The sequence below is a fragment of the Micromonospora sp. CPCC 205554 genome (assembly GCF_036902745.1).
Taxonomy (GTDB): domain Bacteria; phylum Actinomycetota; class Actinomycetes; order Mycobacteriales; family Micromonosporaceae; genus Micromonospora; species Micromonospora tulbaghiae.
In genome coordinates this window covers 110,333-127,782 of sequence record NZ_JBAKHP010000006.1, presented here as the reverse complement: position 1 = coordinate 127,782, position 17,450 = coordinate 110,333, and the positions used below count along the sequence as shown (strand labels likewise).

The 17,450-nt window shown below is 73.4% G+C and carries 17 protein-coding genes; 4 read left to right on the top strand and 13 right to left on the bottom strand.

The genetic code is table 11. From position 1 onward, the window contains the following. Nucleotides 1-52: 52 nt before the first annotated feature. From htpX to V6U82_RS10870, 7 genes are all read right to left on the bottom strand, one after another. On the bottom strand, nt 53-931 hold the full coding sequence (htpX, locus tag V6U82_RS10900) for a zinc metalloprotease HtpX (RefSeq protein ID WP_128138668.1): 879 nt from the start codon (nt 929-931) through the stop codon (nt 53-55). Nucleotides 932-1,080: 149 nt separating this feature from the next. Beyond that, the gene (locus V6U82_RS10895; protein WP_334460840.1) at nt 1,081-2,547 is read right to left on the bottom strand and encodes an NADH-quinone oxidoreductase subunit N; all 1,467 of its coding nucleotides are present in this window, start codon (nt 2,545-2,547) and stop codon (nt 1,081-1,083) included. After that, nucleotides 2,544-4,049, bottom strand: a complete 1,506-nt coding sequence (locus tag V6U82_RS10890; RefSeq protein WP_334460839.1) for a complex I subunit 4 family protein — start codon at nt 4,047-4,049, stop codon at nt 2,544-2,546. Before V6U82_RS10890 ends, V6U82_RS10895 begins: the two co-directional genes overlap by 4 nt. Next, a complete protein-coding gene (locus V6U82_RS10885; protein WP_334460838.1) occupies nt 4,046-5,971 on the bottom strand; it encodes an NADH-quinone oxidoreductase subunit 5 family protein in 1,926 nt (641 codons plus the stop codon). Before V6U82_RS10885 ends, V6U82_RS10890 begins: the two co-directional genes overlap by 4 nt. Then, complete coding sequence (nuoK, locus tag V6U82_RS10880; protein ID WP_334460837.1) at nt 5,968-6,348, bottom strand: NADH-quinone oxidoreductase subunit NuoK; 381 nt, start codon at nt 6,346-6,348, stop codon at nt 5,968-5,970. Before nuoK ends, V6U82_RS10885 begins: the two co-directional genes overlap by 4 nt. Next, nucleotides 6,345-6,869 carry an NADH-quinone oxidoreductase subunit J family protein gene (locus tag V6U82_RS10875; RefSeq protein ID WP_128138767.1) on the bottom strand — a complete coding sequence of 175 codons (525 nt, stop codon included), beginning with the start codon at nt 6,867-6,869 and terminating at the stop codon, nt 6,345-6,347. The genes nuoK and V6U82_RS10875 overlap by 4 nt, the downstream gene beginning before the upstream one ends. Further along, nucleotides 6,866-7,456, bottom strand: a complete 591-nt coding sequence (locus tag V6U82_RS10870) for a NuoI/complex I 23 kDa subunit family protein (protein WP_128138768.1) — start codon at nt 7,454-7,456, stop codon at nt 6,866-6,868. The genes V6U82_RS10875 and V6U82_RS10870 overlap by 4 nt, the downstream gene beginning before the upstream one ends. 104 nt (nt 7,457-7,560) lie before the next feature. Between V6U82_RS10870 and V6U82_RS10865 the strand changes: the two genes are divergently transcribed. Then, the gene (locus tag V6U82_RS10865) at nt 7,561-8,136 is read left to right on the top strand and encodes a Uma2 family endonuclease (protein WP_128138769.1); all 576 of its coding nucleotides are present in this window, start codon (nt 7,561-7,563) and stop codon (nt 8,134-8,136) included. Here V6U82_RS10865 and V6U82_RS10860 read toward each other — a convergent pair. After that, nucleotides 8,117-8,539 carry an ester cyclase gene (locus V6U82_RS10860; RefSeq protein ID WP_128138770.1) on the bottom strand — a complete coding sequence of 141 codons (423 nt, stop codon included), beginning with the start codon at nt 8,537-8,539 and terminating at the stop codon, nt 8,117-8,119. The genes V6U82_RS10865 and V6U82_RS10860 overlap by 20 nt on opposite strands. Nucleotides 8,540-8,657: 118 nt before the next feature. On the opposite strand from V6U82_RS10860, the gene V6U82_RS10855 reads away from it, so the two are divergent. After that, nucleotides 8,658-9,701, top strand: a complete 1,044-nt coding sequence (locus tag V6U82_RS10855) for a glutathione S-transferase family protein (RefSeq protein WP_334460836.1) — start codon at nt 8,658-8,660, stop codon at nt 9,699-9,701. 128 nt (nt 9,702-9,829) lie between these two features. On the opposite strand, the gene nuoH is transcribed toward V6U82_RS10855, so the two are convergent. Together nuoH and V6U82_RS10845 are read right to left on the bottom strand one after the other, a co-directional pair. Continuing rightward, nucleotides 9,830-10,792, bottom strand: a complete 963-nt coding sequence (gene nuoH, locus V6U82_RS10850; protein WP_013288672.1) for an NADH-quinone oxidoreductase subunit NuoH — start codon at nt 10,790-10,792, stop codon at nt 9,830-9,832. Next, complete coding sequence (locus V6U82_RS10845) at nt 10,792-11,592, bottom strand: NADH-quinone oxidoreductase subunit C (RefSeq protein WP_334460835.1); 801 nt, start codon at nt 11,590-11,592, stop codon at nt 10,792-10,794. The genes nuoH and V6U82_RS10845 overlap by 1 nt, the downstream gene beginning before the upstream one ends. Before the next feature lie 103 nt (nt 11,593-11,695). On the opposite strand from V6U82_RS10845, the gene V6U82_RS10840 reads away from it, so the two are divergent. Continuing rightward, on the top strand, nt 11,696-12,742 hold the full coding sequence (locus tag V6U82_RS10840) for a glucose 1-dehydrogenase (protein ID WP_334460834.1): 1,047 nt from the start codon (nt 11,696-11,698) through the stop codon (nt 12,740-12,742). 32 nt (nt 12,743-12,774) lie between these two features. On the opposite strand, the gene V6U82_RS10835 is transcribed toward V6U82_RS10840, so the two are convergent. Together V6U82_RS10835 and V6U82_RS10830 are read right to left on the bottom strand one after the other, a co-directional pair. Further along, a complete protein-coding gene (locus V6U82_RS10835) occupies nt 12,775-14,091 on the bottom strand; it encodes a DUF2252 domain-containing protein (protein ID WP_128138851.1) in 1,317 nt (438 codons plus the stop codon). Between the two features lie 36 nt (nt 14,092-14,127). Further along, nucleotides 14,128-14,688, bottom strand: a complete 561-nt coding sequence (locus V6U82_RS10830) for an NADH-quinone oxidoreductase subunit B (protein WP_128138852.1) — start codon at nt 14,686-14,688, stop codon at nt 14,128-14,130. A gap of 177 nt (nt 14,689-14,865) precedes the next feature. On the opposite strand from V6U82_RS10830, the gene V6U82_RS10825 reads away from it, so the two are divergent. After that, on the top strand, nt 14,866-15,792 hold the full coding sequence (locus V6U82_RS10825; protein WP_334460833.1) for a hypothetical protein: 927 nt from the start codon (nt 14,866-14,868) through the stop codon (nt 15,790-15,792). 56 nt (nt 15,793-15,848) lie between these two features. Here the strand turns inward: V6U82_RS10825 and V6U82_RS10820 are convergent, their stop codons facing one another. Then, on the bottom strand, nt 15,849-17,426 hold the full coding sequence (locus V6U82_RS10820; protein WP_128139036.1) for a D-glucuronyl C5-epimerase family protein: 1,578 nt from the start codon (nt 17,424-17,426) through the stop codon (nt 15,849-15,851). Nucleotides 17,427-17,450: the final 24 nt, after the last annotated feature.

Here is a 17,450-nt window from a genome sequence, read left to right as displayed (position 1 = left end):
ACACCACAGCGCCCGCGTCGTGGGACGCGGGCGCGGCGGGAAGTGCGGCGGGTCAGCGCTCGAACTGCACCGGCCCGGAGTTGCGGGCCATCTGCTCCAGGCGGGCCACCCGCTGCTCCATCGGCGGGTGGGTGGCGAACATCGCGGCGATGCCGCCGCCCCGCTTGAACGGGTTGTCGATCATCAGGTGGGCGGTGCTGGCGAGCTGGCCCTGCGGCGCCAGCGGGCGTGCCTGCGTACCCATGTGGATCTTGCGGAGGGCGCTGGCCAGGGCCAGCGGGTCGCGGCTCAGCTCGGCGCCGGACTGGTCGGCCTGGTACTCCCGGCTCCGGCTGATCGCGAGCTGGATCACCGTGGCGGCGATCGGGCCGAGGATCAGCGTGAGCAGCAGCACGGCCGGGTTCGGGCCGTCCTCGTCGTCGGACGAGCCCAGCGGGATGAACCAGGCCAGGTTGGCCAGCATGGTGATGATGCCGGCCAGGCCGGCCGCCACGCTGGAGATCAGGATGTCCCGGTTGTAGACGTGGGACAGCTCGTGCCCGATCACGCCGCGCAGCTCCCGGTAGTCCAGGACCTCCACGATGCCCTGGGTGACGCAGACCGCCGCGTTCTCCGGGTTACGACCGGTGGCGAACGCGTTGGGCTGCGAGGTCGGGCTCACGTACAGCCGGGGCATCGGCTTACCGGCCAGCGTGGAGAGCTCCCGGACCATCTGGTACAGCTCGGGGAACTGTGCCTCGCTGACCGGTTGCGCCTTCATCGAGCGCAGTGCGAGCTTGTCGGAGAAGAAGTAGGTGACGCCGTTCATCAGCAACGAGACGACGACGGCGATGACGAGACCGCCGCTACCGCCGAACCAGTAGCCGATCGCGAGGATCAGCGAGGTCAACAGGCCGAGCAGCGCTGCGGTCTTGAGACGGTTGTGATGCACGATCTCTCCTTCGGTGCACGGGCCCTTGCGGGAGGCCCGCTGACCGGTTCAACACACCGGTACCCGTCAACCATCCGGCTCATGGCTGAAAGTTGGCTGGATGTTGCTGTGCGCATGCTGAAGCGGTCGCCCATCCGGGCAGGAACCGGTCAGCGCGCCGCCACGTCCAGCACGAGCTGCGGTGCGAAGCCGATCACCACCGCCGCCACGGTGGCCGCGCCCAGCGCCAGCGCCACCGTCCGCGCGGGCCGGACCGCCGCCGCGCCCGTGGGCGTCGCGTAGAGCGATGCGGTGACCCGCAGGTAGTAGGCCAGGCCGATCACCGCGTTCAGCGCCACCACGAGCGCCAGCCATCCCGCGTGCCCGGCCAGCAGCGCGCGTACCACTGTCACCTTGGCGAACAGCCCGGCCAGGCCCGGCGGCAGTCCGGCCAGCCCGATCAGCGCCAGCGCGAAGGCGCCGCCCACCCAGGGGTGCCGCCGCGCCGCGCCGCGCAGGTCGGCGAGCGTGCCGCCGTCGCCGTCCGCCGGGCGCAACGCCACCACCGCGGCGAACGCCGCCAGCTCCAGCAGCACGAAGAAGATCGCGTACGCGACGGCTGCCGCGTACGCGCCCGCCCGCGCGTCGCCGGTGCGGCCCGCGGTCAGCGCCAGCGCACCCAGCGGCGCCAGGATGTACCCCGCCTGGGCCACCGACGACCAGGCGAGCAACCGCACGGTACGCCGCTGACGCAGCGCCACCAGGTTGCCGACGGTCATGGTCAGCACCGCCAACGCCGCCAGCACCGGGCCGGTCAGGTCGCCGGGCAGCGCCCGCTGCACCACCGCCAGCAGCGCCACCACGCCACCGAGCTTCGAGGCGGTCGACAGGTACGCGGCCACCGGCAGCGGCGCGCCGTCGTACGTGGCAGGGGCCCAGGCGTGGAACGGCACGGCGGCGACCTTGAACGCCAGCCCGGCCACCACGAGCGCCACCGCGACAGTGGTCAGCGGCAGGCCGGTCAGGTCGTCGCGGGCGGCCAGGGTGGCGCCGAGCCGGTCCAGGTGCAGCGTGCCGGTGACCGCGTAGAGCAGCGCCGCACCGAGCAGCGTCACAGTGGTCGCGACCACACTCACCACGAAGAACGTCACCGCCGCCTCGGCACCGGCGAGGCTGCCCCGGCGCAGGCCGACCAGCACGTACAGCGGCAGCGTCAGCGTCTCCAGCGCCACGATCAGCGTGATCAGGTCACCCGCGGCGCCGAGCACCACGCCGCCGGTCATCGCGCAGGCGAGCAGGAAGCAGTACTCACCGACCGGGGTGCGCCCGGCGCGCAGCAGCGGACCGGACAGTGCCAGCACGCCGAGCGTGAGCAGCGCGATCACGGCACCGACCAGGGCGGCCCGGCCACCCCACACCCAGGAGCAGTCCGCGCCCACGCAGAACGTGCGCCGCTCACCGGCCGCCCCGACCAGTGCCGCGCCGGCCGCGGTGCCGGCCGCGCCGAGCGCCGCCACCGCCACCGTGACGGCGGGCCGGGCCACCAGCAGGTCGACCAGCAGCACCAGCACTGCCGTGCCGGCGGCCAGGTACGCGGGCAGCATCGCCACGTTGTCGACAGGCTGCACCAGGCTCATGGGACGACCCCCAGTAGCGCCTCCACCGGACCGGAGGCGTACGACAGCACGAGCGCCGGGGCCAGTCCGACCGCGAGCGCGAGCAGCACCAGCGGCGCCCAGGCGGTCAGTTCCGCCCCCGCCAGCCCGGGTGCGAGCCCCGCCACCGCCGGGCTGGGCCGCCCGTGCGTGACCCGGCGCAGCAGCCGCAGGAAGTACGCGGCGGTGAGCGCCCCGCCCAGCGCCGCGAGCACGGCGAGCGTCAGCCAGAGCGGTCCGCCCCGCTGCACGGCGGCCACCACGGCGAACGCCTCCCCCCAGAACCCGGCCAGGCCGGGCAGCCCCAGCGAGGCGACAGCCGCGAAGCCGAGCAGCCCGGCCAGCCGGGGCGCGGTCTCCCGCAGCCCGGACAGCTCGGCCAGCGAGCCGGTGTGCGCACGGTCCTTCACCGCCCCGGCCAGGAAGAACAGGAGGGCGGTGATGACACCGTGGGCGATGTTGCCGATCAGCGCCGCCTGGAGCCCGGTGGCGGTGAGCGTGGCGACCCCGAGCAGCACGAAGCCCATGTGCCCGACGCTGGAGTATGCGATGAGCCGCTTCAGGTCGTCCTGGGCCAGGCAGACCAGGCCGCCGACCAGGATCGCCGCGACGGCGAGCACGCCCAGCACCGGCGCGGCCCAGCGGGCGCCCTCCGGGGCCACCCCGACGGCGACCCGGATCAGCCCGTACGTGCCCATCTTGAGCAGCACCCCGGCGAGGATCACGCTGCCGACAGTCGGCGCCTGGGTATGCGCGTCGGGCAGCCACGAGTGCAGCGGCCAGAGCGGGCTCTTCACCGCGAACGCCAGCGCCAGCAGCGTGAACGCGGCGAGCTGGGTGCCCCGCGACAGCCCGGCGCCGCCGGTGAGCGCGACCAGGTCGGCGGTGCCCGCGGCGGCCACCACCACGTAGACGCCGACGAGCAGCAGCACCGAGCCGAACAGCGTGTAGAGCGCGAACTTGCGGGCCGCCCGCCGCCGGTCCGCGCCGCCCCAACCGGCGATGACCGCGTACATCGGCAGCAGGACGACCTCGAAGAACAGGAAGAACAGCACCAGGTCGAGCGCGAGGAACGTGCCGAGGATGCCCACCTCGACCACCAGCAGCAGCGCCACGAGCGCCCGCCCGCTGCCGCCGCCGGGCGGCACCCGCCACAACGTGTACGCGCAGCACAGCAGCGTGAGCAGCGCGGTCAGCACCACGAGCGGCCAGGAGATGCCGTCCACGCCGAGGTGGAAGCGCAGGTCGAGCCCGGGCACCCACGGCAGGTCGAGCTGGTGCCACGGCTGCACCGCCGGGCGTGGCCCGTACCCGAACCAGCCGTGGTCGCCGCCGACCAGCGGCAGCGTCACCAGCAGCGTCAGCGCGGCGGCCACGGTGCCGGCCACCCGCCCGGCCCGGTCGCCCGGCACGGCTGCGGTGGCCAGCGCGCCGAGCGCCGGGACCGCGACCACGGCGACCAGCAGGACCTGCCCGAACGTCATGAGGTCACTCCGATCAGCGCGACCGCGAGGCCGATCAGCAGCGCGCCGGCCAGCACCCCGGCCGCCGCGCGCGGCAGCGCCGCCCGGTGCAGCGCGGCCAGGCCGCCGCCCACCTCGACCGCCGCCCGGCCGCTGCCCTCGACCAGGCCGTCCACGCCCAGTTCGTCACCGGTACGCACGACCCGCGCGAGCGCGCCCGCCGGGCGTACGACGAGCGTGTGCTGGACGTCGTCGAGCCGGAACGCCCGGGCGAACACCGGCCGCAGCGGACCCAGGAAGCGGGCCGGGTCGGCGGCCGGGTCGCGGCGCCAGCCCGCCCAGGCGACGCCCGCGCCGACGAGCAGCAGCAGGAACGGCAGGATCAGGTTCGGCGCCAGGTGCACCAGCTCGACCGCCTCGCCGCTGTCGTCGCCGGGCACCCGCAGGCGGTCGGCGAACCAGGGCGCGAACGCGGCCAGGCCCAGCAGCGCGGCCGGGACCGTGAGCAGCAGCACCGGCCAGCGCAGCAGCGCGGGCGGGTCGTGCGGGCGCAGCAGCGGCGTGCGGGTGTTGCCGAGGAAGGTGCGCAGCAGCAGGCGGGTCGCGTACCAGGCGGTCACCGCCACCCCGACCAGCCCGGCCAGCCAGACCAGCCAGCCCACCCAGGCCGCTGTCGGCCCGGCGCCGTCGAGCGCGGCCGCCTCGGCGGCGGCGAGCACGCCGTCCTTGCTCCAGAAACCCGAGAGCGGGGGTACGCCGGCGAGCGCGCCCAGGCCGACCACCATGCACCAGAACGTCACCGGCATGGCGGCACGCAGGCCGCCCATCCGGGACATCAGCGTGGTGCCGACGGCGTGGATCACCGCACCGGCGGCGAGGAACAGCAGCGCCTTGAACGCGGCGTGGGTGAGCAGGTGGAACAGCGCGGCAGCGGGCGCGCCGACCGCGAGCGCGCCGGTCATGTAGCCGATCTGGGACACCGTCGACCAGGCGAGCACCCGCTTGATGTCGTCCTGGGCGGTGGCGGCGAACGCCCCGAGCAGCATGGTGATCGCGGCCATCACGCCCAGCACGGCGAGCGCGGCCGGTGCGCGCTCGAACAGCGGGAACAGCCGGGCCACCGCGTACACCCCGGCGGCGACCATCGTCGCGGCGTGGATCAGCGCGGACACCGGCGTGGGACCGGCCATCGCGTCGGGCAGCCAGGTGTGCAGCGGGAACTGGGCGCTCTTGCCCGCCACCCCGGCGAGCAGCAGCAGGCAGGCGGCGGTGAGCGTACCCGTGCCGTAGTCGTGGGCCAGCACGTCGGCGATCCGGAAGCTGCCCGCGTTCACGCCCAGCAGCGCGATGCCGAGCAGGAAGCCGACGTCACCCACGCGGGTGACCAGGAACGCCTTCACCGCCGCGCCGGGCGCCTCGGGCAGCCGCCGGTCGTGGGCGATGAGCAGGTACGAGCAGACGCCCATCACCTCCCAGCCGACCAGCAGCATGATCAGGTCGCCGGACACCACCACCGTGAGCATGGCGGCGGTGAAGAGGCTGAGCTGGGCCGCGTACGGCGGGTAGCGGTGGTCGACGTCCACGTCGTCGTGCGGACCCCGGCGCAGGTAGCCGATCGAGTAGACCTGGACGGCCAGCGCGACGGCGGCGACAGCGGTGGCGACCAGCGCCGCCACGCCGTCCAGCCGCAGGCCCAGCGTGACCCGCAGCCCGCCCAGGTCGACCCAGGTGGTGGACGCCTCGACCGGGGCGTCGACCCGGACCAGCAGCGCCAGCGCGGCCAGCAGCGACACGGCCGCACCAGCCACGCCCAGCGCGACCGCCGACCGCCGGGCCGACGCCCGGTCCTGGCGCGGTGCGGGCGGCAGCAGCAGGCCGAGCAGCCCGGCGACGAGCGGGGCGGCCGGCAGCACCGCCGCGAGCCACAGCGTCGGCGTGCTCACCGGACCGCTCCTTCCGTGCCCGGCGCTTCCGGCACCGGCAGCCCGCCCGGAGCCACCGCGACCGCCGGTGCCGGTTCGTCGAGAGGCACGTCGTCGACTGTGACGCCGGCGCGCAGCCGGTAGAGCTGAAGCACGATGGCGAGCCCGACACCGATCTCGGCGGCGGCCAGCACGATCACGAACAGCGCGAACACCTGACCGGAGTGCGGCAGCACGGCCTGCACGGTGGTGTCGGCGGTGACCAGCACCAGGTTCACCGCGTTCAGCATCAGCTCCACCGCCATCAGCACCAGGACGGCGTTGCGACGGCGCAGCACGCCGTACACGCCGAGGCCGAACAGCAGCGCGGCGGTGACGTACGGGATGACCGGTCTCACGGGCGCCCGCCCTCGTCGGCGGACCGGCGGCCGATGTCGGGGCGGGAGAGCACGATCGCGCCGACCAGCGCGGCCAGCAGCAGCACCGACAGCACCTCGAACGGCAGCACCCAGGAGCGGAACACCTGCTCGCCGAGGCGTTCGGCGGTGCCCGCGGCGGGCAGGTCCACCCGGGACCAGCGGAACGCGTCGATCAGCAGCACCGCCAGGCCGAGGCCGCTGCCCGCGCCGACGAGCGCGGCGGCCCAGCCCGGCCGGTCCAGGTCGTCCGACGGGCCGATCGGCGCGCGGGTCAGCATCACCGCGAACAACAGCAGCACCACCACCGCGCCCACGTAGATGAGCACCTGCACCCAGGCCACCAGCTCGGCGGTCAGCACCAGGTAGTCACCGGCCAGCGCGCCCAGGCACACCACCAGCCACAACCCGGCCCGGACCAGGTGCCGGGTGGCGACCACCAGCGCACCGGAGCCCACCGCCACCGCCCCGAGCGCGAGCAGCAGGACGTCCGCACCGGTCATGAGGCAGCGCCTCCGCCCGGATCGGTGGCGGCGTCGGGGCGTACCCGGGAAGGAGCCGGACGGGCCGACGGACCCGCCGCCTTCCGGGCGGCGGTGGTCTCCTCCTTGGAGGGGTCGCCGAGCGGGTCGTGGGCCGGCGGCGGCGGCACGGTGGCCATCCACTCCCCGAGGTGGTCCTTGTCGTGCAGCAGGTCCTTGATGTCGTACTCGGCGTACTCGAACTCCGGCGACCAGTAGAGCGCGTCGAACGGGCAGACCTCGACGCAGATGCCGCAGTACATGCAGAGCGAGAAGTCGATGTCGAACTTGTCGAGCACGTTGCGCTGGCGGGGGCGGGCGGCGCCGGGCACCGCCACCTCCTCCTTGTGCGAGTCGATGTAGATGCACCAGTCCGGGCACTCGCGGGCGCAGAGCATGCAGACCGTGCAGTTCTCCTCCAGCAGCGCGATCACGCCGCGGGAGCGGGGTGGCAGCTCCGGCTCGACGTCCGGGTACTGCTGGGTGGTCGAGCGGCGGGTCATCGTCTTCAACGTGACCGCCAGGCCCTTCACCAGGCCCCCGCCGGGCACTCCACCGTGCTCGCTCATGCCGCCCATCCTGCCCTGTGGCCCCGGCGCGCGCGACCACCACCCGGCTCTTGGCGGCGGTATCGTGAGCACGGGGAGAAGGACGCACCGGGAAGGGCTCACCGATGACCGCCGCGCTGGAGAGCGACTACCCCCCCGAGGGCGGGTGGACGACAGACGATCTGGACGCGCTGCCGGAGGACGGTCGCCGCCGCGAACTGCTCGATGGAGTACTGCTCATGTCCCCCTCCCCCACCCGGATCCACCAGAGCATCGCCGCCCTGCTCATGGTGGCTCTCGACGAGGACTGCCCCGACGGGTACGACGTGACCCAGGGTGTGGAGGTGCGCATCAACCGCACCCGCTCCTTCATCCCGGACGTCCTGGTCACCACCGCTACCGCCGCGGCACGCGAGCCGTCCCGGTACGAGCCGCACGAGGTGGTGCTCGCCGTGGAGATCGTCTCGCCCAGCACCCGGTCCATCGACCGCGTCCTCAAGCCGGCGCTCTACGCCCAGGCCGGGATTCCGTTCCACTGGCGGATCGAGATCGAGGACGAAGGCATCGTCGTCTACACCTACAAGATCGATCCGGTGCACGAGGTCTACACGGAGACCGGCCGGTGGACGAAGTTCGTCGACACCGGCGAGCCGTTCCCGGTGAACCTGCCGATCAGCCGGATCACGCCTCGCCGGGTGTGAGTGGGGGCAGCATCTCCACGCCGAGCTGCTGGAGCACCTGGAACAGCTCGTTGACGCTCCACACGTCCACGATCCGGCCGTCGTCGTCGAAGCGCAGGAACGTGGCCCCGGAGTAGCTGACCACGCGGCCGGTCGGCGGCACCGGGCCGAACTGGCCGGCCTGGGTGCCGGCGGCCCGCCAGCGCACCGCGACCCGCGTACCGGCCGCCACCACCTCGACGGTCTTGTAGCGCAGATCGGGGAACGACGCCCGCCGGTCCCGGTGCCACGCCAGCACCGCCGCCGGGCCGGTGCCGCCGAGCCCCGGGCAGTCCGGTGCCACCAGCTCGTACGCGCTCTCCTCGCGCCCCGCGTTCCACACGTCGGCGACGAAACGCCGGGCTGCCGCCTCCACATCGGTCACGGCGGGCAGCCTATGCCCCTGTCCGCAGCACTCGCCCTGCCGGTCTCCGGGGCACTCGCCCTGCCGGGAGCCGCCGGAGCGACCATGATGGGAGCGGAAAGCGAACTCGGAGGTGGGTGTGGGCAGCGACGACGAGGTCCTGGACCGGACCGGCGGCAAGTACGTGGAGCCGGGTGGCGAGTTCACCCGCGACCAGCGCTACATCGCCACCCGGATCACGGCGGACGGGAGCAACGGCTGGCCGGTGGAGCCGGGCCGCTACCGGCTGGCGGTCAGCCGGGCCTGCCCGTGGGCCAACCGGCTGATCATCGTCCGGCGGCTGCTCGGGCTGGAGGACGCCATCTCGATGGCCGTGGCCGGGCCCACCCACGACAAGCGGAGCTGGACGTTCGACCTGGACCCGGACGGCAAGGACCCGGTGCTCGGCATCGAGCGGCTGGCCGACGCGTACTTCGCCCGCTTCCCCGGCTACGAGCGCGGCATCACCGTCCCGGCGCTCGTCGACGTGTCCACCGGGCAGGTGGTGACCAACGACTACGCCCAGATGAGCCTGGATCTCACCACCGAGTGGACGGCGTACCACCGGCCGGGCGCGCCGGACCTCTACCCGGAACCGCTGCGCGGCGAGATCGACGAGGTCAACGAGGTCGTCTTCGCAGACGTCAACAACGGCGTCTACCGGTGCGGCTTCGCCGGCAGCCAGGAGGCGTACGACACGGCGTACCACCGGCTGTTCGACCGGCTGGACTGGCTGAGCGAGCGGCTGGCCGGGCAGCGGTACCTGGTCGGCGACACGATCACCGAGGCGGACGTGCGGCTGTTCACCACGCTCGTCCGCTTCGACCCGGTCTACCACGGGCACTTCAAGTGCAACAGGCAGAAGCTCAGCGAGATGCCGGTGCTGTGGGCGTACGCGCGGGACCTGTTCACCACGCCCGGCTTCGGCGACACCATCGACTTCGACCACATCAAGCGGCACTACTACGAGGTCCACCGGGACATCAACCCGACGGGGATCGTGCCGCTCGGCCCCGACCTGAGCAACTGGCTCACCCCGCACGGACGGGAGGAGCTGGGCGGCCGCCCCTTCGGCGACGGCACCCCACCCCCGCCCCCACCCGAGTCCGAGCGGGTGGACCCGACCCACACCCCCCTGCGCTGACCCGCCCCGCCCCGGCGATCTTGCACTTCGGGCCCGGAATCTGTGCGCTTTGCCCTTTTTGTCGAGGCAGGAACTGCAAGATCGCCGGGGAGGTGGGGCGGGCGAGGGCCGGGGGGAGGGCGGGTGGGCTAGAGGGCCAGGCGGACTGCGGCGGTCAGGACGAGCTGGGCCAGGGCCAGGGGGACCAGGACCAGCCAGCAGAGGCGCTGGAGCTGGTCCTCGCGCAGCCTCGGGTAGCTCACCCGCAGCCAGATGATCACGAAGGCGACGGCGAAGACCTTGAGCAGCGTCCACAGCCAGCCGAGCTGCGCGTCGGCGAACGGGCCCTGCCAGCCGCCGAGGAACAGCACAGTGGTCAGCGCCGCGATCACCACGATGCCCACGTACTCGGCGAGCAGGAAGAACGCGAACCGCAGGCCGGTGTACTCGGTCATGTAGCCGAAGACCAGCTCGGAGTCGGCCACCGGCATGTCGAACGGCGGGCGGCGGATCTCCGCCAGCCCGGCCACGAAGAAGATCACCATGGCCGGCGCCTGCCACAGCAGCCACCACGGCTGCCACGCCTCCACGATGCCGGGCAGGCTGAGCGTGCCGGCCGCCATCGCCACCGAGGCGGCGGCCAGCACCAGCGGCAGCTCGTACCCGAGCAGCTGGGCCGCGCCGCGCAGCCCGCCGAGCAGGCTGTACTTGTTCGCCGACGCCCACGCGGACATGAGCACCGCCAGCACGCCGACGCCCACCACGGCGAGCACGAAGAACAGGCCGATGTCCAGCGGCTGGGCGACCAGGTCACCCGGCCCGAGCGGGATGACGAGCAGCACCAGCAGGTACGGCACCAGCGCCACCGCGGGCGCCAGTCGGAACACCGGCCGGTCCGCGTCGCGCGGGGTGACGTCCTCCTTCTGCACGAACTTGATCCCGTCGGCGACCAGCTGCGCCCATCCGTGGAAGCCGCCCGCGTACATCGGACCCAGCCGGCCCTGCATGTGCGCCATCACCTTGTGCTCGGCCTGACCCACGATCAGCGGCAGCGTGAGGAACGCGACGAGCACCCCCGCCACCCGCAGGACCAGCTCCAACCAGTCCGGCATCAGCTCTCCCCCGCCGCGTCGGGCTCCGGCTCCTGGCGGGGCGGCCCGGTCGGCCGTTCCCCGGGCAGCGGCCGCCCGAGCGGACCCGCCTCACCGGCCGCCGGAGCAGCAGCGGACCGCGCGGGACGCTCGCCCGGAGCGGGCCGCGCCGGGCGTTCCCGGGCCGGACGCGCCGGCGTACCCCCTCGGGGGCCCTCACCGGCGCCCGCCGCACCCGCCGGCGTGGGCGTCGTGCCCCATTCCCCCGGCGCGGGCACGCCCGGCGGCCGGACCGGCCGGCGGCCGCCGCCCGCCTCCGACTCGCCCGGTTCCTTCGCGCCGGGCCACGGCTTGGCGACCCGGGAGGCGAGGACGAACTCCTTGCGCAGCGGGTGCCCCTCGAACTCGGGTGGCAGCAGCAGCGGCCGCAGCTCGTCGTGGCCGGCGAAGTCGATGCCGAACATCTCGTGCGTCTCGCGCTCGTGCCACGCGGCGCCGGGGAACAGGTCGACCACCGACGCGACCACCGGCGTGTCCCGGGGCACCCGGGTACGCAGCAGCAGCCCGTGCCGGTGCCGGACCGACCAGAGGTGCAGCACCACGTCGAAGCCGCCGGCCAGCTCGTCCACCGCCGACAGCCAGTCCAGGAAATCCAGGCCCAGCTCGGCGTCGTCGCGCGCCGCGCGCACCGCGTCCGCCCAGCTCGCCGGGGGTACGTCGACGGTCGCGCGGGCGTACCCCTGACCGCCGGAGACGGACGCGGTGGCCTCGACGGGCGCGAGCAGCGCGACCACTCGCCGGCCGACCTCTTCCGGAGTCATGCGCTGATCCTATTGCCGACGGCTGCGGGCCGGGTCGGGCCGCCCGTGCCGGGATCACCGCTTTGCCGGACGGGCGGCGGCAGCGCGCGGAAAGATGAGGTCCGTGCGCGCTGTGACTGTGACCCCCGGTGTACCGGATTCGCTGCGGCTCGTCGAGGACTGGCCCGAGCCACCGCCCGAGGAGGGCGCGATCCTGGTCGAGGCGCTGGCCGTCGGTGTCTGCGGCACCGACCACGAGATCGTGGCCGGCGAGTACGGCGAGGCGCCGCCGGACCAGGAGCGGCTGGTGCTCGGGCACGAGTCGCTGGGCCGCGTGCTGGATGATCCGACCGGCACGTTGCACGTCGGCGACCTGGTCGCCGGCGTGGTCCGCCATCCCGATCCGGTGCCCTGCGCGAACTGCGCGGTGGACGAGTGGGACATGTGCCGCAACGGGCGGTACACCGAGCACGGCATTAAGGGACTGCCCGGTTTCGCCCGGGAACGCTGGCGGTTGCAGCCCAAGTTCGCCGTCGGCCTGGACCCGGCCCTCGCATCGGTGGGCGTGCTGCTGGAGCCGACGAGCGTGGTGGCGAAGGCGTGGGACCACATCGAGCGGATCGGCCGCCGTTCCGAGTGGAAACCGATGACCGTGCTGGTCACCGGCGCCGGGCCGATCGGGCTGCTGGCCGCGCTGCTGGGCAGCCAGCGCGGGCTGTCGGTGCACGTGCTGGACCGCAACACCACCGGGCCGAAGCCGGAGCTGGTGCGGGCGCTCGGCGCGACGTACCACACGGCGACTGTGCCCGAGCTGGACGTGAAGCCGGACGTGGTGATCGAGTGCACCGGCGCGCCCACCGTGGTGCTGGACGCCATGTGCAAGGCCGCGCCGACCGGCATCGTCTGCCTGACCGGTGTGTCCAGCGGCGGCCGGACCATCGACTTCGACGCCGGGGCGCTCAACCGGGAACTGGTGCTGGAGAACAACGTGGTGTTCGGCTCGGTGAACGCCGGACGGCGGCACTGGGAGATGGCCGCCGAGGCGCTCGCCCGGGCCGAACAGTCGTGGCTGACGTCGCTGATCACCCGCCGGGTGCCGCTGTCGAACTACCGCGAGGCGTACGCGTCGACCGGCGAGGACATCAAGGCGGTGCTGGACTTCACGCAGTGAGGCGGGGCGCCGGATCGGGCGCCCCGGCCCTCTCAGATACCGGGCAGCCGGCCGTTGCGGAACAGGTCCACGAAGAGCTGGTGGTCCTCGCGCGCCCGGATCCCGTACCGGTGCCCGAAGTCGACCAGGTAGTCGACGAACGCCTCCGGGCCGGCGTCGACGACCGCGACGATCGCCTCCTCGGTGGAGTAGTCGACCAGGTCGTGGCTGGACTCGTCGTCGGCGACCGAGTGCATCCGGGCTACCGCGCGGCCCAGGTCGGCGAGCACCCCGGCGAGTTCCTCCGGCTCGTTCACGTCGGCCCAGTCCAGGTCCGCCGCGTACGGGGACACCTCGGCGACGAGCTGCCCGACGCCGTCCAGCTCGGTGAAGCCCAGCCACGGGTCGGCGTGCGCCTGCAACGCGCGCTGCGACTCGGCGGTGCGGTGCCCCTGGTGCCGGAAGTACGACCGGACCCGCTCGTCGTCGACGTACCGCGCCACGGCCGGCACCTGCGCCTGCTTCATGTAGATGACGACGTCGTTCTCCAGCGCCTGGGTGTGCCCCTCCAGCAGCAGGTTGTACGACGGCAGCCCGGCCGACCCGATGCCGACGCCCTTGCGCAGCACCACGTCCTTGATGCCCGCGGCGACCGGGCGCATCCGGGTGGTCGAGTCCGGCAGCGAGTGCAGGTAGCCGGCGAACGCGGCGCACACCTTCTCCCGGGTGGCGTCGTCGATCTCGTGCACGCCGTCGCCGAGGGAGAACCGGCGCTCGTAGTTGTCGATCGTGGTCTGCGCGGCGAGCAGGTCCACCCGGGTGTTCAGCCGCGCCTGCTGGAGCACCCGGCGCAGCACGCCGTCGGCGTTGTCCAGCGTGATCGAGCCGATCGCGTCGTCCCCGCCCGCGGCGATGGCCCGCAGCTCGGCCAGGTACGACCGGGCGAAGCCGGTCACCAGCTCGCCGATCACCCGGTCGGAGAGCGCCTTGGCGTAGCCGAGCAGCGCCACGCTCGCGGCGAAGCGCTTCAGGTCCCAGGTGAACGGCCCGACGTACGCCTCGTCGAAGTCGTTGACGTTGAACACGAGCTGCCCGGAGGCGTTCATGTAGGTGCCGAAGTTCTCGGCGTGCAGGTCGCCGTGGATCCACACCCGGCTGGTCCGGTCGTCGAGGAACCGGTCGCTGCCGAAGTCGCCGCGCTGGTCGGCGTAGAACAGCGCGGCGCTGCCCCGGTAGAAGGCGAACGGTGACGCCGCCATCTTGCGGAACTTGCGGCGGAACGCCGCCGGGTCGATCGCCATGGACGCGCCGAACTCCTCGGTCAGCACGTCGATGATGAATGCGGAGCGCTCCTCCGCGAGGTCGGTCATGAGCCGCAGGCTAGACCCGCGTCGCCACCCGACGGGTCAGCCGGCCGGCGGACGCACCGGGGGCGCGGTGAGCGACTCGACCGGCCGCGCGACGGCGTCCGCCGGGGAGGTGAGCGCATCCGGGCGCGGCACGCCGCCGACGCCGGACTGCTCGGCGGCGATCTTCTCCTGGAGGCGGAGGATGCCGTGCAGCAGCGCCTCCGGGCGGGGCGGGCAGCCGGGCACGTACACGTCGACCGGGATGAGCTGGTCGACGCCCTTGGTCACCGAGTAGGAGTCCCAGTACGGGCCGCCACAGTTGGAGCAGGCGCCGAACGAGATCACGTACTTCGGCTCGGGCATCTGGTCGTAGAGCCGCTTGACCGCCGGGGCCATCTTGTCGGTGACGGTGCCGCTGACCACCATCAGGTCGGCCTGCCGGGGCCCGTGGGCGAACGGGATCACGCCGAGCCGCATGAAGTCGTGCCGGCCCATGCTGGTCGCGATGAACTCGATGGCGCAGCAGGCCAGGCCGAAGTTGAAGACCCAGAGCGAGTAGCGGCGGCCCCAGTTCAGCACGAACCGGATCGGCTCGCCGAGCACGGCCGGCACCTGCATCTCTGGCCTCCCTCGCAGAACCCCGAGGTGCCAGTCAACCACAGCGCCCGCGGCCGCGTTCCGGTGTCGTACCCCCGACAGGGCACCCGGGCAACGGTCCGCGGTGCCGGCGTGTGTCACCACTGTCGGGCGGACGGAACCACCGCCGCCCACCACGGGGATCACGGAGGACCTGCCATGACCACACGAACCACTCGAGTGGCCGCCGCGCTGCTCGCCGGGGCGGCGGCGCTGTTCGCGCCGGCCGCACCCGCCGCCGCGGCCGGCGGCACCACGGCGCGCCTGACCGTCGACGCCGAGACGCTGGTGCTGACGCCGACCGACAAGGGGTACGTCGGGACGCTGACCACGACGATCAGCAACCGGGGCCGGGCCGACGCCACCGCCGGCCTGCGCATCACCGAGCCGGCCGGTGGCTCCTTCGTCGGCCTCGACAACGGCTCGCCCTGGTTCACGGTGGGGATGGAGCAGAACCGCCGGGTCGTCGAGAGCTACGGCGGCCGGGTCACGGCCGGCGGCAGCGTGACCCTCCGCCTCGACTTCCAGGTCTGGACGACAGCGCGCACCTACCCGATGACCGCGCGGGGCGGCTCGGTCGCGGTGGTGCCGGACGGCGGCACCCGGGTGTCGGACCGGGACTCCTTCCGGACCGTGTTCCGGTCCACCTCGGGCAGCGTCCGCAACCCGCGCGTCTACCGGCAGGCCACCGAGACGGACCTGACCATCCGCGGCGGCGACGTGACGCTGACCCGTCAGGCCGACGGAGCCCTGCTGGGCCGGATGCCGGTGACCGTGCGTTACGGCAACGACGCCCCGTCGTTCCGGCTCGACGTGCGGGCGAGCCTGCCCGCCGGGGTCGAGGTGTGGGCCACCGACCCGCAGGACCTGCCCAGCTTCCCGGACTGGTTCGACGTCCCCGGCGGCCGGTTCATGCCGGGCGAGGAGCGCACGTTCGACGTCGTCCTCCGGGCGCCGGCCGGCACCTCGGCCGGCGAACTGGGCAGCGGCTCGTTCACCGTGCAGGCCGTCTACGAGCGTGAGCCGGTCGCGGACGTCGACCCGGCGGACGACACCACGACGTTCAGCGTCCGCGCGACCGACTGAGCCACCCGACACGTGCGGCCCGCCCGGACTCCGGGCGGGCCGCTCGTTGCTCGGGCTCAGGTGAAGGCCAGCCCGGTGGTGTGGGGCAGCCAGTAACCGACGTACGCCCCGGCGGTGACCTGGTAGCTGAGCCGGCCGTTCACCCAGGCGGTGGCGCCCAGCGGCGCGACCGAGGCGGCCGGGAACGTGAGCCGCTTGGAGCCGGTCACGTTGCCCGCCGCGTCGTAGGCGTACCCGGTGTAGGTGCCCGGCTGGAAGGAGAGTGTGCGGGCCGGCTCGTAGCGGTGCTCGACCGCCTTGCCGAGCAGGACGCGCTGCCCGTACGCCTCGGGGACGAGGTAACCGGCGAGCGCGCCGTTGGCGATCTGGTAGTAGATGCCCCGCCCGTACACGCGGACCCGCTGGCTGGCCTGGGCGCCGGAGGCCCGGGCGAGCTTGAGCGTCTTCTGGCTCCGGACGGCCCCGGTGCTGGAGAAGGTGTAGCCGACGTGGGTGCCGGCCGCGAACGACACGGCCCCGTTGACGGCGGGCGCCGGGTAGTCCGAGCGCAGCAGGTACGCGTACGTGGCGAAGGTGGCCGACGTGGTCATCTCGTAGAGCTTGAGGTTCTGCGCGGTGTGGACCTGGTGGTACTTCACGTGCGGTTGCGCGCAGCCCATCGAGTACTTGCTGGCCCACCGGGTGACGCGGAAGTGGGTCGGCAGGTACCGCCGGACGGTGCTGGCCGCGCCGTCGAAGACGGCCACCGCGCGCTCGTCGCCGGTGAGCCGCCAGTAGTCGTACACGCCGTAGAGGGCGAAGGTGTGCCCGTTGAGGACCCGTTCCCCGGTGGTGCCGAAGGTCACCGGGTACTCCTCCAGCCAGAGGTAGCCGTTGGGGTCGACCCAGCTCGCCCAGGGCGCGTTGGCGGCGACCGGCAGCGTCAGGCTCAGGAACGTGTTGTCCGCCGCCGTCCGCCACTTCGCCGCGCCGGTGATCTCGGCCAGGCCGACGAAGAGGCTGAGCATCTCGCCCTGCGCCATCCCGCTGTACCAGGGGGCGCGCAGCAGCGGGCGGCCCGCGCAGCGGCTCAGGTCGAAGTCGTACGGATACCACCAGGCGCCCCGGGACTCGACCCGGCGGTCGATGTTGCGCTGGGCGTTGGCGACGGCCCGGTCGAGGAACCGCTTGTCGCCGCTGATCCGGTAGGCGGCCAGGTTGCTCAGGCCCCACTGCGCCTGGCCGACCGGGTGGTTCCAGGTCTTCCCGGCGAAGCTGAACATGCGGACGCCCTGCGCGTCGTGCAGTCCCCGGTCGACCAGCGGCGCGGGATTGCTGTTCGTGGGCTGGGCGGCGAGCGGCAGCGGCTTCGGCAGGTGCCCGTCACGGGCGTACGCGGCTGCGGCGGTGGCCCCGCTCGCCCGTTCCCGCCGCTGCTGCTCCTTGGTCTTCGCCACGTCCCGCGAAGGCAGCTGCGGCACACCGTCGGCCAGCGGGTCCGGCGCCCATCCGGGGTCCACGACTGAGACGTCGGCGCTGCGGTCCGGGCCGGGTGGCGCGGCCGGGGCGGTACCGGCCGGCGCCAGACCGACCATCGCGCCGGCCGCGATCACTGCGACGAACCGGCGGACAGGTGGTGACTTCGCGGTGATCATGGCAACACTCCCCGTGTCATCGAT